Genomic DNA, 13,909 nt, shown 5'->3' on the forward strand with positions numbered 1-13,909 from the left:
CGGATCTCGTTCACCTCGCGGCTGGCGATGGTGCGGGTGATGGCGTCGCTGTCCTTGGACGGCGAGCTGGTGTTCATGTTGTTGAAGGCGGCCGAGGCCGACGAATAGAGCGTCTGCGGCTTCTGGTTGGTGCGGGCGTACCACTGGCGCCCCTCGTGATAGGTCGAGCAGCCGGGATACTTGTCCGTCGCGTCGAACGGGTTCTTGTCCTCGGGCGGCGTGTCGGATGTGTCCGGCGCCACCGTCGTGTCGGTGAAGCCCGTGGTGCCGTCCCCGGCCCGGCCGATGAAGCCATAGACGCCGTTCTTGCCCTTGTAGACGTTGTAGGAGTTCGCGCCCGCGGCATCGGTCCAGGTGATCTTGGAGGTCTGCGTGGTGGCGCTCACGGACGCCGACGCCACGCTCTCCTCGCCGGTCTCTTCGCTCACGGCCGTGACGACATAGTCGAAGCCGGACCCGGCTGAGCTGGAGGCCAGTGCCGTCGGCGGCTGCTGGGTCGGGGCGTAGGTGATCGCCGTCAGCGACCACGCCGCATGGCCGGTGCGTGTCAGGTTGCGCGGGGCGTAGGACGGGTGCGTCAGCGTCATCGTGTCGGCGCTCTGCACGAACTTGAGCCGCGGCAGGTCGGCCTCGACGTAGGGGGTCGCCAGCGTATAGAGCCGCGCCACGGTGCCGCCCGAGGTCCAGGCGCCGTAACCCGACGTGTCGATCCCGATCGAGAGGGTGCTAGCGCCCAGCGCCGTCACGGTCACGGTGCGGCGGTTCAGCGCCGTTATGCCGGCGATGCCGTCGAGGAACACCCGGTCGCCCGTCGAGTATCCGTGCGCGCCGGAGGTCGTGACGACGCCGGGATTGGCCAGGCTGATGCCGGCGATCGTCACCGCCCCTTCCAGGACGTAGCCGCCCTCCTTGACGACCCGCATCTTCTGGTCGCCGAACTCCAGCACGTAGGTCTGCTCGGTATTGAAGGCGAAGGGCACCAGGCGCGAGCGCCTGGTGGCGTCCAGGACCGTGCCGACGAACGCCGTCCCCGCCCGCGTGCTGGCCCCGCCGAACGGATGGATGAACCAGTTGAGGCAGGTCGCGAGGCCAACCTGGTACTTCGCCAGATCGACGCGGCCGTGCAGCGCCGGCGACAGCTCCCCGGCGGCGAAGCTCGGGAGGACGAGCGGCACGGTCATGGCACGCTCCCGTCGAGGCCGCGCACTGCGAGGCTCTGCGCCAACCGGTCCGCGTCGCCCGGCAGCATGCCCTCGTTGGCACTGTCGGCCAGGGCACGCTCGATGCGCTCCTGAGCCCGGCGTGCGAGGCGCTCGGCGAGGTCCTCCTTCTGCGTGATGGCATGCGCAACCGACGCCGCGAGGCAGTCGACGAAGGCCAGGATGAAGCCCGGCGTGAAGCGTGCCGGATCGGTGACCCTCTGGGCATAGACCGCCGATACCTGGTCCTCGTTGCAGTAGAGGAAGGTCCCGCTGCCGTTGGAGGCGATCTCGAAGCCGGTCGCCTGCGAGCCGGCGACCCAGCTCGCGCCGCCGAAATCAAGCCGCCGCATCCTGAGGCAGTCGGACGGATAGGCGTAGCTCGAGGCCCAGCGCGCCGGCGGCGTTCCCGAGGCCGCAAGCGCCTGCGAGACACGGTTGAAGTTCCAGTCGACCAGCGACTGGAGCTCGTCGCGCACGGTCGCGTACCAGAGATTGAGTTGCCGCGCCTCGGTGCTGTTCTCCGTCAGATCGGCGATGGTGGCGCGCGTGCCGAGCCGGCTGAGCGCCATGTTGCCGATATCGGTGTCGGCCGGCATCTAGCGCCCTCCCCCCGCCACGACGGCCTTCTCCAGTGCCGCGGACTTCTGCGCCGAGCCCGAGCTGGAGCCGACCCAATAGGCGACGATATCGCCGAACTTCGCCCCCAGGGTGCCGAGCAGGATGTAGGCGATCTCGCGCGAAGCGGACGGGATCTCCTGGCGGACGACGAACCACAGCGCGGCCATAAAAGCCGCCGTCACGAGCATGCTGACGACGACAGCGCCCCACGCGATGGCGGAACCCGCCTTCGCGAGTTCAACGGTCTGGTTGCGGGCGCTCTGCACGTCGGCGAGCTGCGCCTGCAGCGTCTCGAACGCCTGCCGCCGCGCGTCCGCCTCGGCCTGGATCACCGCCATCCTGAACTGCAGAGCCAGGTTGGGATCGGCCGAAATCGCGCGCTCGATGCCGCCGGCATCCGACGTACCCAGGATCTCCTGAGCGATGCCGGTGACCTTCGACACCGCGGCGCCGGTCTTGTCGCCCATGATCCAGGATGCGACGGTCGGCGCGAGGCCGAGCAGCAGAGGGAGAAAGGGCATCTAGGCCTCCTGTGAAAGGAACAGATCGCGCTCGGCGGCGCGGCGCGCGACGAGGCCCGGCAATGGCCCGGAGGCGCCGTTGATCCAGCGCTCGAATTGTCCGGCCGCGCCCTCGTAGTCCCCGCCATTCAGCAGCCGCAGCAGCGTCGAGTGCACGAAGGCGTGGACGCCGACGTTGAAGATGAAGCTTGCCAGCGCGTCGAACTGGCCTTGCGTCAATGGCACCTCCACCCGGGTCCGCACCGCGGCCTCGGCCAGGCCGAGATCCTGCCGCAGCCATTCGCTGGCCTGTTCTTCCGTGCAGGTGTCCCCACGGCGAACGCCGGCCGTATGGCCGTAGCCGATGGTCCAGGGTTCGCCCGTGACCTTGTTTCCCGGATCGGGATAGGCTTCCTGCTCCAGACCTTCCGAAACCTTGATCAGGGACAGGCCGACATCGGACGTGACCATCAGGGAGTTGGCGACGTGGCTCAAGATGGCTCCTATGGCTTGAACTTCTGGCCGGCGAACATGATCAGCGCGCCAATGAGGCAGATGACGACGGCCTGGCCGATCTGCTTCAGCGCGCCGTTGCGCACGGTGCGGTAGGCGTTGAAGAGATCGCGCAGGCCGCGGATGTGCTCGGGCGCGTCCTCGTCGCCGAGACCCACGCCGGCCAGCGCCTTCTTGGCGCCGCGCTCGGCCGCGTCCTCGAGCATCGCCTCGAGGGCGGCCTTCGGCATCGTGACGGGATCGCGGCCGCTCATTCCTAGGGCTCGATCGTCTGCGGAAACTCCGGGTCTCCGCTATCCATCTGCGGCAGCGCAGCGAGGTACGCCCAGTGTGCTTCGTGCGCCGGGTCGGCCAGCACGTCGACGCCCAGGATGAACACGCCGCCCTGATGCTCGACCGGCTCGAGGGCGGCCGAAGGCACCCTGGTCGACGGGCCGCGGACATGATCGGCCTGCCCGGCTGTGAGGAGAATGAACATAGCCATCAGACCTGCGCTCCTACCGCCGTATGCAACGCCTGGATGTTGGCGTACTGCGCCGCTTCCTGCGCGTCGCTGAGAGGGCCGCCGAGAACGACAAAGCTGAAGGCGCCGGCGCGAGTGTTCGTGAGTGATCCAACGAAATTCAGGCCGCCAATGAAGACGCTGTGCGTCGGGCGGGAAGCATTGCTCACGGTGAGGCCGGTCGCGTCCGTAAGCCGGACGCCCCGGTCATACCCCAGCATGGTAGTGCCGCCACCGGCGCGACTGACGGACTTCAGTCCCCGACTGTCAGCCGGCGAGATCGCGAAGTTTCCAGGCGAGCCATCGGCGGTGTTCAAGCCACCCCGAAGCATGCCTGAGCCGACCTGATTGGTGATGAAACCTTTATTCACGGCACCTGTGTACGCACCAGCCGATACCGAAGCGGCGTTAACGACGTTGGTACGCTCGTAGACGGCGAGGCGCTGGGCGGACACGGTCCAGTTGACGCCGTGCGAGGCCGGAATGAAGCCCGTATCGATGTAGCTGGTACTGCCGTTCGTAACGAAGTCGCGGTCCGTCGTGAAGGTCGGCGAGTTGACCGCCGTGGCGAGGCGCCGTTGCTTCAGCGAGGTCAACGCCTGCACCGCGTTCTCTCCGCAGAGAGGTAGGTAGTCGTCGGTCAGGGCCCAGAGACCGGCCGCCTTCTCGCCGAAGACGAACTGGTCGACGACGATCAGGCGCGCGAGCGAGACCGGGCCGCCGTTGGCGATGACTGCATCGCGCCACGCCAGCACGTCGGCATCGAAGGCCCGCGGGCTGCCGCCGCGCACCCGATTCAGGAAGGTGATCGGCATGGGATCACGCCCCCGTATAGACGGTGAGCTTCTGGCCGTTGGTGCCGATCTGGGTCATGGCGCTCTGCGCCTCCTTGCCCGTGATCTGCACGGTGTCGCCGCCCGAAAGAGAGATGCCGGCATCGAGCGCGCAGAGGCCGCCGGTTGGATCGAACGCGGCATCGCCGTTGGCGTTCGCGCTGCTCACGATGACGACGCGTCGCGTGGGATCTGCCGGGACCAGCTCGGCCGAGGCGCCGGTCATGATGACGGTCGACCTGGTGAGCGCCGCCCCCGTGAGGGTCGTCAGCACGACCGGCAGCGGCCTTACCTCCGAGACTGGGACGGCGCTGCGCTGGGCGGCGGACTGATAGGCGATGTCTTGTGCCATGAATTCTGCTCCTCGCGATGCCGGGGCCGGCCGGACGACCGGCCCCTTCTTCTGTGCTCACTGCCCGTTGATCACCGCTCGACGATCATTGGACGAGGACGACCTGATCGCCCGGCTTGGCGGCCTTGACCGGGGTGCCGTCGCCGCGACCGCCCAGCGGGTCGCCGAAAATCGGCGCCTCCGCCGCACTGCGGCGGCGCGGGGCGTCGACCGGCGCCAACGAGAGGCCCGGCGGGCCTGACCACAGGATACGAGCGCCGATCGGATGGAGCTGGACGCCGTCGTAGAAGGGATTGTCGACGACGATGTACTCAGCGGACTTGTCGTGCTTGTCGCTCTTGAGGGCCATGACGATGTCTCCGTTCAGCTCACGGTGAAGCCTGACGCGTAGGCCCTGCTGGCCTGGCGGTCGTGTGTGAGGAAGGCGGTGAACGTGCCCGCCGTCAGCGGACCGGTCGCCACCGTGTAGTTGGTGCGCAGGTAACGCTCGGCATCGAGCGGTACCTTTGCGCGCAGCACCTCGGTGCCGGCCGGGAGTGCTGCCTTGCCGATCGCGCCGGAGCTCGCGAGCACGACGGGCGAGGAGAAGCCCGCATTGTCGTCGGTCTCCAGGGTGAAGGCGACCGTCGCGGCGCCGGCGGCCGTCACGCCCTGCGTGACAAGGATCACCAGCTCGAGCGGCTCGCCGTTGCCCATGTCGCGGGCCGCGCCCAGATCGACGATGTCGGTCGAGGCGACGGTAGTGGTGACCGCCTGGTCCGTGCCGAAGGTGTTGAGCTTGTCGTACATCATGGTCTCTGTGTCCTTTCCTGTGGCGTCGACTACGACACGGTCGCTTCGGCCAGCGTGATCTGATCGCACTTGCGGATCGGGATGCCGCCGAACGAGTCGAAGATGCGGCCGTCGCTCTCGTCGAGCGTGCGGCGGATGTTGGTGTTGTTGGTGGTGGCTGCGACCGAGGCGCCGAGGTTGCGCTGGATGTCCAGCCACTGCTTGGTCGTGCGGTTCATGTACCAGGCCGGCCGGCACATCTTGATGTTGGGGATCTTGTTCATCGCCCGCATCATCAGCTTGACCAGGTCGGCCGGCGTCGAGCCCGCGAGATCCGACACGTCGATGTTGCCGATGCGAACGACGTAGCGCCAATCGCGCACGGTCAGGCCCGCATCCCACTTGTAGTGCGTGCGATAACCCTGGTAACGATTGCCGGCGGCATCGAGCAGCGTCTGCTCGCCCAGGTCCTTCATCGACAGTCCGGCCTTGCTGCCCTTGGGGAAGATGCCGTGCACGGTGAGATCGCCCCAGCCGACCAGCCAGATCGACGTGTTGTCGGAGCCCGAGCCGCCGCCGGAAATGAAGTTGTTGGCGGTCTGCGACGTCGAGGTCGACGTCGTGTTGTAGCGCGGCGCGAATCCCATGAAGCGTTCGGGATTGGTCGCGGTGTTGCCGTAGAACAGCACGCCGGCGAGCTGCTGCGTCAGGCCCTCGAGGAAGGCGCGGTCCTCGCTCAGGCGATAGGTCGCCGTGTTGCCGTTGAGATCCGCCAGCGCCTTGTCGATCTCCGAGTAGGTCTCGAGCATGCCGCAGGAATCGGTGATCTGCGTGCTCGTGCTCTTCGTCGGCACGATGCCCTCGTTGAAGCGGCGCCAGGTACCGGTCGGCAGCGAGGTCTGCACGCTGGTGCGGTGGCCGGTGGGCAGGTTGCCCTCGTTCCACACCATGTCGTCGGTGATCTCGTTCATCTGCGACAGGAGCTGGATGACCTGCGCGATGCTGCCATCGGGATCGATGACCTTTGACCAGTCGGCCAGGGTCGGATTGGTCACGGAAAGCGTTGCCATGGAGCTTGGTTCCTAGTTGTGCTGGGAGTTGGGATAGAGAGCCTTGGGGTCCATCGTGCCGGTCCCGCGGCCGGCATTGCCGCCCACGAACGAGTCGTCCTTGATGGTGCTGGCGACCTTCACCATCCCGCGGATGAGTCCCGGGTGGTTGGTGAAGCCCAGCCCTTCGAGATAGGCGATCGTCTGCCGATCGAAGACCTTGGCGAGTGCGGTGCGGGCATTGCCCAGCGCCTCGGGCGAGAACTCCTTTTCGGACGTCGCGCGCCATTCGGTCGTCTGCTTCGTCCACGAAGACGCGGCGTGGTCGTTGACCGCCCGCGCGATCTCTCTGTCGCGCTCGACGGTGAAGTCGATCAGCTTCTGCGCCGTCTCCGGCGCGATCTTCTCGCTGCCGAACAGCTTCGTCGCTTCGCCGAACACCGGATCGTCGGCGCGGTAACCTTCGGGAAGGCGGAGGCCGGAATAGTCGGCCGGCGCTTCGGCAGCCGCTTCCGCTCCAGCTTCAGGAGCCGCTGGCTCGTCGCGGGGCCCGATCGTCGGCGTTACTTCCGCGTTGGCGGCGCCAGATCCCTCCGTGTCGGCAACCTGCCGTGGGGGTGTCGTGTCGAATGCGTCAGCCATCGTTCTGCTCCTCCGCGGCCCAGGCCGCCAATTCGGCTTCCATCTCGCTGAAGCGGGCTTCCGCGCTCATCAGCTCGGTCATCTCCGGCGTGTGCCGTTCGAGCTCGCCCAGCAGCTCGATGCCGATGCTGCGGCGGCCGGCGCGGTAGTCCTGGTGACGCTGCGCCTCGGGGCCGCCCGGCACGTAGCCATCGCTGCGGATGTCGCAGAGGCCGAGCAGTCCGTGCACGAAACGGCGGCCGGCCTCCGTCGCCATGACCGCGCAGAGGTCGTCGGCGACGCGCTCCTGCGCCAGCTTCTCCCGCCGCTCGGCCTCGCGGACCTGCCGGGCATCGTTTGGATCGTGCATCTCTAGACTCCCAGTACGGTTTGAAGGGCGTTGCGGCCGCCGCCGACCTCGGTCTCGCTCAGGGTCTTGGCGCCCTCGGCGACGGCGCCAGCCATCTGCAACGCCTGCGCCGCCTGGGCCTATCGCTCGCGCGGCGCGAAGCTTTGCCACCACGTCGTCGGCCACGGTGATGGCGGCCGGCGCACCGAGCTTGTCGGCGTAGACATCGATGCTCTCGTCGGCGTTCAGTTTGTCGAGCACTTCGGGTCGCGTTGCGGAGATGCTGCCGGCGAAGGCCCACAACCGCTCGACGGTGCCGAGGTCGGCCGCCTTCTGGGCCTGCGCCAGGATCGAGATCAGCTCGACGTCGAGCGGATAGCCATGCAGTTCCGGCGGCGGATCGGTGAAAAGGCCGTTCTCGGCCATGATCGTGAAGGTGCGCTGGACCAGCGGCTGCAGCAGGTCATCGTGCAGGTTCTCCAGCACAGGCCCGAGCATCTGCATCTTCTCCTCGCGACGCGTGCTGATCTCGAGCTGGTTGCGTGGCTGCACGCCCTCCATGTCGGAGATCATCAGGAAGAGGTCCGCGAAGAACGCCGACTTTATGGCGGCCTGGGTGCGCACAACGAGACGCTCGACCTCGGCGATGGCGCCGGGAGCCGTCTGGTAGAGCGGCCACATCCCCGCTCCCCTCTCCTGGGTGGTGAAGTAGTTGATGGCGCCGGGCAGCACCGACGAGGCCGAGCCGCGCAGGCTGACATGCGCGCCCATCGGCGGATTCACGTGCTTGTCGACGGCGTTGTGTTCCCGCTTCTTCAGGATCTGCAGCGACTTCACGTCGGGCAGCGCGTCGTGGCCGGGCCCCTTCGAATAGGCGTCGTTACCGATCGGCGACCAGCGCGGCGTCAGCGCCGGGAACTGCGAATAGCCGCCGCGGTGGATGAACTCGCCTTCCGCCTGGCCGCCGCCCTCGCGCCAGTAAACCGAGCGGAACTTCTTGCCCGCCTGGTCGAGCCGGCCCTTCTCGAAGTCGGTGTTGGGCTCGATCATGTGCAGGATCGCGATCTCGGTATCCGCATCGGCGCCGCGCGCCCGCTCGGCGATCTCGCAAACGCCGTGGCCGGGCCAGCGCTCCTGGATCTGGCGATACGAATACATGAAGCGTCGCGCCAGCGTGTCGACCCGGCCACGCCAGTCGAGGCCCAGCCAGTATTCGCCGGTCGACAGCGTGTAGAGGCGGATCACGTCCTCGCGGTCGAACTCGACGATCGCGCAGCCGGTTCCGAATTGACCCAGCTCCTCGTACATCGACGGCAACGCCGAGTAGAGATTGCCGGCGTTGAACACCATGCGCATGCGCTCGGCGCATTCGTCGAGCCACACCTTCACCGGCGTCAGCGACGCCACGCGGCGGTCGGGAATCGAGAGGCGGAACCACGGCCTGGCCGGCGAGGTGACACCCGACATCAGCCCGGCCACCAGGGTCCGCAACGCAAAGAGTGCCGTGGGATCGAGGATGGCGGCATTGGCCTGCGCGCCGCGGCCCCCCTGGTTGGGCGAAGTGAAGAACTGGCCGCGCCGCGGATTGACGAAGCGCGACAACTCGCGCCAACCCGGCTCCCAGGACTGGCGCTGGCGCTTCAGGACGTTGAGACGGGCGTCGATGTGGCGGCGGAGGGCAGGATCGTGGGCCATTGCTCAGGCCCCCAGCATCGTCTTGCCGCTTACGGCGGTCGTGGAAGCAGCGCCGGTGAGGCCGAGGCCGCCGTCGCGATCGTCGAAGCATAGCCCGCCATCGCAGCGGCGCGCTTCTTCTGCGCCTCCCGCGCCTCTCGCACCGACGGATCGGCCATCGACGGGACGGGATCGGGCGCCGGCGGGAGGGCCAGCGGTGACATCGGAGGATAAGCGGCCTGTCCGCCACCAAAAATTCCCAAGGGCGTCTCTCCTGTGAGCGAGCCCTTGAGTTACTGACGAACCGGATTCTGGGGATGCAAGCGGGAAGTTTTGGGAAGTGGCCGCGACAGCCTTTTAGGCGATAGCGTTCACCCATGCCCGTTTGCGCATCCAGCAACTAGTTCCTGCGTGCCGGCCTTTCCGATTCGTCCAGCACGAAGCGAATCGGCACTTTCACTCGTACCGGCTGAGGCTTGCCGTTGACAAGATACGGCTGAAATCGCGCAACCTTCACAGCCTCGATCGCCGCCTCATCGAGCGCCGGATGACCGGATGATTTTTCCACGACGATGATGCTCGGAAGACCATTCACATCGACAGTCACGTCGATGAGGGTCGAGCCCTCGTGTCCCGCCTGCCTGGAACCGGCCGGGTAGACCGGTCGAGGCGGCGCAAGAACAGCCAGGGGCAACGCCGGGTGTGTCGCGGGACTGGCATTCTGCGGTGCTGGCGTGCGCAACGCAGGAGGCAAGATGCGGCCGCTATATTCCTTGACGCAGGTAGCCAGCCGCTTCGTTGCTTCTTCTACGCCGGCGAGGTTGACGGTGAAGTTGCGCTGGTTTGCGCTGACCTCCAGCGGTCGATCCGATTTCAGTTCCTCGAAGAACTCGGGCGCCGCTCGGAATGTCATCAAGGTGGGCGTTCTCGCGGTTCCGATGAAGGTGAAGGTGCGCCCGCCGATGGCGAAGGTGGCCGAATAGGTCTCACCGGCCTTCAATCCCCAGCTCGGAACCTCGGCAGACATCCCCCGGCTGCCGCTGTACCCTTGACCCAGGTACAGAATGAAGCCGTCGGCAAATATCCGTCGGATTCCGCACCCGTCGAACGCCGGGTTCGTGCCGCGCGTCGTCGCCCGCAACTGCCAAGGTCCCACCTGAGCGACGGAATCCGGAAAAGTGTCGGCACTGGCAGTTCCCACCGCGATGGGCACAACAGCCATGGATATGGCCATCGCCGCACGGCAAATACGCCAGAAAACCATCGGATGTCTGATGTCGATCCTCCGCACCGCCGGCCGCAACGGTAGCTTGTTCGGCCACGGCGGTACAACGACACCCGCAGGATAGTATACAAATCCGGATCCAATGCGGGCATGCCGCATCCGCTGTCGCCACAGTCCGACGGCATCGCCTGCGGCGCGCCGCCTTGGTCGGAGAACTGAAAAGGCCCGCCGCTCCCTCGGAGACGAGGGGAACGGCGGGCCTCCAGACATCGTGTCGGCCGATCGATCGGTCGCCCGGGATGCCTCCCAAATCGCCTCTTCGTGCGACTGGCCTCGACCATGCCAATGCAGTCTGTGTGAGTCCAGCGCTCAGAGATCCGTGTGCGGGTCGTAGTCGGACTCGATCGTGACGGCGGCCGGCGCGCCCGTCCCGCCGACCGTCACGAACCGTGTCTCCTGCGGCAGATCCGCCACCGGATAGGCGAAGGTGAGCGCGAGACCGTCGGCATTGTCGGGCGAGGCCAGGCCGCGCTTCTTCATGTCCTCCTTCTTCTCGAGCTGGATCGCGTTATGGAGGTTGAAGCCGTATTCGCGCCCCGTGAGTTCGGCCAACAGCTCGGGATCGTCGGGGATGGCGCCGGTTTTCAGCCAGGCGCGCATCGACGCCCACATCTCGGCAGCCTTGTTGGCGGTGAGCGGCATGCCGTCGCCCAGAGTATAGCGATCGGCACGGCCGCCGAAATTGACACCGACGACGAGGTGGCCCCCCAGCATCTGGCGCACGCGGTCGACGACACCGGCGCCGATGCCGCCCTCGTCGATGAACACCGCCGTCGCGCGATGCCGGATGGCCTGCTCGGCGACTTTGCCCGACAGGACCATTAAATCACCGACCCGGAGCTTGATCGCGGGGACAGTGCGCGCGTCACGACCGCGCCGGAACCAGATGGTGCTCTGATCGTCGCCGCCGCGCGCGCAATCGACGCCCATCACCAGCGGCTGGCGCAGATGGCCTTCAGCTGGGCGCCGCGCGGCTTCCTCTACCGTCTCGCCGTCGATGAACTGCATGGCGCCCCCTCTCGGAAACTCACCTTTCACGCGGACGCGGAAGAAATCGCTGTCGTCGCCATAGTCGGCGGCCCAGCGCGCGATCTCGTCCTTGTCGGTGAGCGAGACCTTGCGACCGTCGACCTGGTGCCGCTGCCAGCGATGCCGGAAGCGGCCGAAGCATTCGCGGAAGCGGCCGGTGTTGCGCGTCGGATTGCCGGTAGCCAACCACAGGATCTCGGTGTTGTGGTCGGTCAGAGCACCCTCGATGGTTTCCCAGACCGGATCGGGAATGGCCGAGGCCTCGTCGAAGGCGACGAACAGGCGCCGGCCCTGGTTGTGCAGGCCGGCGAAAGCCTCGGTGCTGCGCAGACTCCAGGGCACGGCGTCGATGCGCCAGGTCCGCTCGTGCGCGGGCTGCGTGCTGGCGATGGACGTGGCCCCGATCTCGAACCAGCCGGCGCAGATAGCCAGCCGCAGCCACTTGGTGAGTTCGGGCCAGGTCTTGGTCTTGAGCTGCGTCGCGGTGTTGGCCGTCACGACCCCGCGCGTGTCGCGGAAGGTGGCGAGTGCCCAGACGATGATCCACGCCACCAGCGCCGACTTGCCGACACCATGGCCCGAGGCGACGGCGACGCGGATCGCGGCGGAGGCGCTGTCGAGGGACCGCCCGATCTCCTGAAGCACCTCACGCTGCCACAGCTCAGGCCCCGCGTCCTTCGCCAGCACCGTCCCCGCCTCGCCCCAGGGGAAGGCGAACAGCACGAAACCAAGCGGATCGTGCGCATAGGTCCCGATCTCGACAGCCAGGGGATCGAGGGCGGCGGCCTGCGAGAAGGATGGGGAATCCGGAACGTCGGCCACGATCTGGGTTCTGATGGACCGGATTCTGCGTTTGCAAGGAGAAAGCACATCCTCCAAGTTCCCCCAAAGCAGGACAGGTCATGACGGCGCCGTATCCACGCACCCTCTACGACAAGATTTGGGACGCACATGTCGTCGAGCGGCTGGGCGGGCGGACATGCGTGCTCTATGTGGACCGACACCTGCTCGACGAGGTGCACAGCCCGCAGGCCTTCGATGGGTTGCGGCGTGCCGGGCGTCCGGTGCGGCGGCCCGCCGCGACGCTTGCCGTCGTCGATCACAATGTCCCCACCGAAGGCCGACGCAACGGTATCACGGAGCCGAAGTCGCGGGCGCAGGTCGCCGCGCTGGAAGCCAATGTCGCGTCGTTCGGCGTGCCCTACATACCGTTGCTCGACGAACGCCAGGGCATCGTCCACGTGATCGGGCCCGAGCTCGGCTTCTCATTGCCAGGACAGACCATCGTGAGTGGCGATTCTCATGCCTCCACGCACGGGGCCTTGGGCGCGCTCGCCTTCGGCGTTGGCGCATCGGAGGTCGAACAGGTACTGGCGACGCAGACGCTGGTGCAAGAGAAGGCATGCAACATGAAGGTCGAGGCGACGGGCGGCCTGCCCTTCGGCACCTCGGCCAAGGACCTGGCGCTCGCGATCGTCGGACAGGTCGGCGCGGCGGGCGGCAGCGGCCATACGATCGAATTCTGCGGAGACACGATTGCGTCGCTCGACATGGCCGGCCGTATGACGGTGAGCAACATGGCGGTCGAGATGGGGGCTCGCGCGGGCCTGATCGCGCCCGACGAAGCGACCTTCGCCTATGTGCGGGGCCGCGAGCGGGCGCCCGAAGGTGGCGCGCTCGACCACGCCATCCAGTGGTGGCGTACCCTGCCCTCCGATGCCGGCGCATCGTGGGACCGGGTAACGACGATCGACGCCACACAAATCGCCCCGATGGTGACGTGGGGGACCAACCCCGAGACAGCACTGGCGATCACCGGCGCCGCGCCCGATCCGGACGACGAGCTCGATCTCCAGCGCCGCACCCAACGCCGGCGCATGCTCGACTATATGGGACTGATACCGGGGCAGAAGCTCGCCGGCCTGAAGGTCGATGCCGTCTTCATTGGCTCATGCACCAACGGGCGCCTCGAAGACATCCGCGCTGCCGCGAGCGTGCTACGAGGCCGCAGGGTGGCGCCCGGCGTGCGAGCGCTTGTCGTTCCAGGATCCGGGCTCGTGAAACGGCAGGCGGAAGAAGAAGGGCTCGACCGCGTGCTCATCGACGCGGGCTTCGAATGGCGACAGCCTGGCTGCTCGATGTGCCTTGCCATGAACCCGGACCGGTTGTCGCCCGGACAGCGCTGCGCCAGCACGTCGAACCGCAACTTCGAGGGACGCCAGGGAGCGGCGGCCCGCACCCACCTCGTTTCGCCAGCCATGGCGTCGGCCGCTGCGGTGATGGGCGCCTTGGTCGACGTGCGGGAGCTGGCCTGAACGTGTCTAGACGGGCGGCGTGACGTCGATCTCCTCGAGATATTCGATCTCGCGCTCGTAAGTCATGTCTCCGATGGCGAGACCGATGCTGACCATTGCGTCATCGACATCATCACCGGTCACGGCGTACTTGGCCGCTAGCTTATCCAGCACCGCCCGAATCTCGGCCTCGGCGCCCAGCCGGTCGCGCTCCAGAATATCCAGCCGCTCCCGTGGATCCGTTGGGCCGACCAAATACTTGGTGAAATCGTCAAGGAGTGTACGTGCCGTTTCCATTCTTCACTCTCCGTCCTGTT

At 66.9% G+C, this 13,909-nt stretch carries 18 protein-coding genes; 1 reads left to right on the top strand and 17 read right to left on the bottom strand.

Annotated elements, in window-relative coordinates; all coding sequences use genetic code 11:
- The 16 genes from EPO41_RS02815 to EPO41_RS02890 form a co-directional block, all read right to left on the bottom strand.
- A partial coding sequence (locus EPO41_RS02815) for a ubiquitin-activating E1 FCCH domain-containing protein (RefSeq protein ID WP_296320074.1) occupies nt 1-1,181 on the bottom strand: 1,181 nt, incomplete at its 3' end.
- On the bottom strand, nt 1,178-1,798 hold the full coding sequence (locus EPO41_RS02820; protein ID WP_296320077.1) for a hypothetical protein: 621 nt from the start codon (nt 1,796-1,798) through the stop codon (nt 1,178-1,180). The genes EPO41_RS02820 and EPO41_RS02815, both read right to left, overlap by 4 nt.
- Nucleotides 1,799-2,341 carry a hypothetical protein gene (locus tag EPO41_RS02825; RefSeq protein ID WP_296320079.1) on the bottom strand — a complete coding sequence of 181 codons (543 nt, stop codon included), beginning with the start codon at nt 2,339-2,341 and terminating at the stop codon, nt 1,799-1,801. It lies immediately after the preceding gene.
- Nucleotides 2,342-2,815 carry a lysozyme gene (locus EPO41_RS02830; RefSeq protein WP_296320083.1) on the bottom strand — a complete coding sequence of 158 codons (474 nt, stop codon included), beginning with the start codon at nt 2,813-2,815 and terminating at the stop codon, nt 2,342-2,344. It abuts the gene before it with no gap.
- 8 nt (nt 2,816-2,823) lie between these two features.
- The gene (locus EPO41_RS02835; protein ID WP_296320086.1) at nt 2,824-3,087 is read right to left on the bottom strand and encodes a DUF6127 family protein; all 264 of its coding nucleotides are present in this window, start codon (nt 3,085-3,087) and stop codon (nt 2,824-2,826) included.
- A gap of 2 nt (nt 3,088-3,089) precedes the next feature.
- Complete coding sequence (locus tag EPO41_RS02840; protein ID WP_296320088.1) at nt 3,090-3,317, bottom strand: hypothetical protein; 228 nt, start codon at nt 3,315-3,317, stop codon at nt 3,090-3,092.
- Entirely contained in the window at nt 3,317-4,150 is an 834-nt protein-coding gene (locus EPO41_RS02845; protein WP_296320091.1) for a hypothetical protein, read from the bottom strand. The genes EPO41_RS02840 and EPO41_RS02845 overlap by 1 nt, the downstream gene beginning before the upstream one ends.
- 4 nt (nt 4,151-4,154) lie before the next feature.
- Nucleotides 4,155-4,520 (bottom strand): hypothetical protein, encoded by a 366-nt coding sequence (locus EPO41_RS02850; RefSeq protein ID WP_296320094.1) that lies wholly within the window; start codon nt 4,518-4,520, stop codon nt 4,155-4,157.
- A gap of 85 nt (nt 4,521-4,605) precedes the next feature.
- Nucleotides 4,606-4,869, bottom strand: coding sequence for a hypothetical protein (locus EPO41_RS02855; protein ID WP_296320097.1), 264 nt, complete (start codon nt 4,867-4,869; stop codon nt 4,606-4,608).
- Nucleotides 4,870-4,883: 14 nt separating this feature from the next.
- Nucleotides 4,884-5,312: a Bbp16 family capsid cement protein gene (locus EPO41_RS02860; protein ID WP_296320099.1), complete on the bottom strand. Its 429-nt coding sequence runs from the start codon at nt 5,310-5,312 to the stop codon at nt 4,884-4,886.
- A 29-nt stretch (nt 5,313-5,341) separates the two neighbouring features.
- Complete coding sequence (locus EPO41_RS02865; protein ID WP_296320102.1) at nt 5,342-6,361, bottom strand: major capsid protein; 1,020 nt, start codon at nt 6,359-6,361, stop codon at nt 5,342-5,344.
- A gap of 12 nt (nt 6,362-6,373) precedes the next feature.
- Nucleotides 6,374-6,982, bottom strand: coding sequence for a hypothetical protein (locus tag EPO41_RS02870; RefSeq protein WP_296320104.1), 609 nt, complete (start codon nt 6,980-6,982; stop codon nt 6,374-6,376).
- A complete protein-coding gene (locus EPO41_RS02875) occupies nt 6,975-9,005 on the bottom strand; it encodes a portal protein (protein WP_296320107.1) in 2,031 nt (676 codons plus the stop codon). The genes EPO41_RS02870 and EPO41_RS02875 overlap by 8 nt, the downstream gene beginning before the upstream one ends.
- 29 nt (nt 9,006-9,034) lie before the next feature.
- A complete protein-coding gene (locus tag EPO41_RS02880; RefSeq protein ID WP_296320109.1) occupies nt 9,035-9,208 on the bottom strand; it encodes a hypothetical protein in 174 nt (57 codons plus the stop codon).
- 176 nt (nt 9,209-9,384) lie between these two features.
- Nucleotides 9,385-10,248 (bottom strand): energy transducer TonB, encoded by an 864-nt coding sequence (locus EPO41_RS02885; protein WP_296320111.1) that lies wholly within the window; start codon nt 10,246-10,248, stop codon nt 9,385-9,387.
- A 330-nt stretch (nt 10,249-10,578) separates the two neighbouring features.
- Nucleotides 10,579-12,120, bottom strand: coding sequence for a terminase (locus tag EPO41_RS02890; RefSeq protein WP_296320113.1), 1,542 nt, complete (start codon nt 12,118-12,120; stop codon nt 10,579-10,581).
- An 80-nt stretch (nt 12,121-12,200) separates the two neighbouring features.
- Between EPO41_RS02890 and leuC the strand changes: the two genes are divergently transcribed.
- A complete protein-coding gene (gene leuC / locus EPO41_RS02895; protein ID WP_296320116.1) occupies nt 12,201-13,613 on the top strand; it encodes a 3-isopropylmalate dehydratase large subunit in 1,413 nt (470 codons plus the stop codon).
- 6 nt (nt 13,614-13,619) lie between these two features.
- On the opposite strand, the gene EPO41_RS02900 is transcribed toward leuC, so the two are convergent.
- Nucleotides 13,620-13,889, bottom strand: coding sequence for a hypothetical protein (locus EPO41_RS02900; protein WP_296320119.1), 270 nt, complete (start codon nt 13,887-13,889; stop codon nt 13,620-13,622).
- Nucleotides 13,890-13,909 lie beyond the last annotated feature (20 nt).

This window comes from Reyranella sp. (assembly GCF_004297265.1).
Lineage (GTDB): Bacteria > Pseudomonadota > Alphaproteobacteria > Reyranellales > Reyranellaceae > Reyranella.

Excerpts from the sequence above, each read along its gene's own strand:
- EPO41_RS02820 (WP_296320077.1), bottom strand. The coding sequence starts at position 1,798 with ATGCCGGCCGACACCGATATCGGCAACATGGCGCTCAGCCGGCTCGGC.
- EPO41_RS02825 (WP_296320079.1), bottom strand. The coding sequence starts at position 2,341 with ATGCCCTTTCTCCCTCTGCTGCTCGGCCTCGCGCCGACCGTCGCATCC.
- EPO41_RS02835 (WP_296320086.1), bottom strand. The coding sequence starts at position 3,087 with ATGAGCGGCCGCGATCCCGTCACGATGCCGAAGGCCGCCCTCGAGGCG.
- EPO41_RS02840 (WP_296320088.1), bottom strand. The coding sequence starts at position 3,317 with ATGGCTATGTTCATTCTCCTCACAGCCGGGCAGGCCGATCATGTCCGC.
- EPO41_RS02845 (WP_296320091.1), bottom strand. The coding sequence starts at position 4,150 with ATGCCGATCACCTTCCTGAATCGGGTGCGCGGCGGCAGCCCGCGGGCC.
- EPO41_RS02850 (WP_296320094.1), bottom strand. The coding sequence starts at position 4,520 with ATGGCACAAGACATCGCCTATCAGTCCGCCGCCCAGCGCAGCGCCGTC.
- EPO41_RS02855 (WP_296320097.1), bottom strand. The coding sequence starts at position 4,869 with ATGGCCCTCAAGAGCGACAAGCACGACAAGTCCGCTGAGTACATCGTC.
- EPO41_RS02860 (WP_296320099.1), bottom strand. The coding sequence starts at position 5,312 with ATGATGTACGACAAGCTCAACACCTTCGGCACGGACCAGGCGGTCACC.
- EPO41_RS02865 (WP_296320102.1), bottom strand. The coding sequence starts at position 6,361 with ATGGCAACGCTTTCCGTGACCAATCCGACCCTGGCCGACTGGTCAAAG.
- EPO41_RS02870 (WP_296320104.1), bottom strand. The coding sequence starts at position 6,982 with ATGGCTGACGCATTCGACACGACACCCCCACGGCAGGTTGCCGACACG.
- EPO41_RS02875 (WP_296320107.1), bottom strand. The coding sequence starts at position 9,005 with ATGGCCCACGATCCTGCCCTCCGCCGCCACATCGACGCCCGTCTCAAC.
- EPO41_RS02880 (WP_296320109.1), bottom strand. The coding sequence starts at position 9,208 with ATGTCACCGCTGGCCCTCCCGCCGGCGCCCGATCCCGTCCCGTCGATG.
- EPO41_RS02885 (WP_296320111.1), bottom strand. The coding sequence starts at position 10,248 with ATGGTTTTCTGGCGTATTTGCCGTGCGGCGATGGCCATATCCATGGCT.
- leuC (WP_296320116.1), top strand. The coding sequence starts at position 12,201 with ATGACGGCGCCGTATCCACGCACCCTCTACGACAAGATTTGGGACGCA.
- EPO41_RS02900 (WP_296320119.1), bottom strand. The coding sequence starts at position 13,889 with ATGGAAACGGCACGTACACTCCTTGACGATTTCACCAAGTATTTGGTC.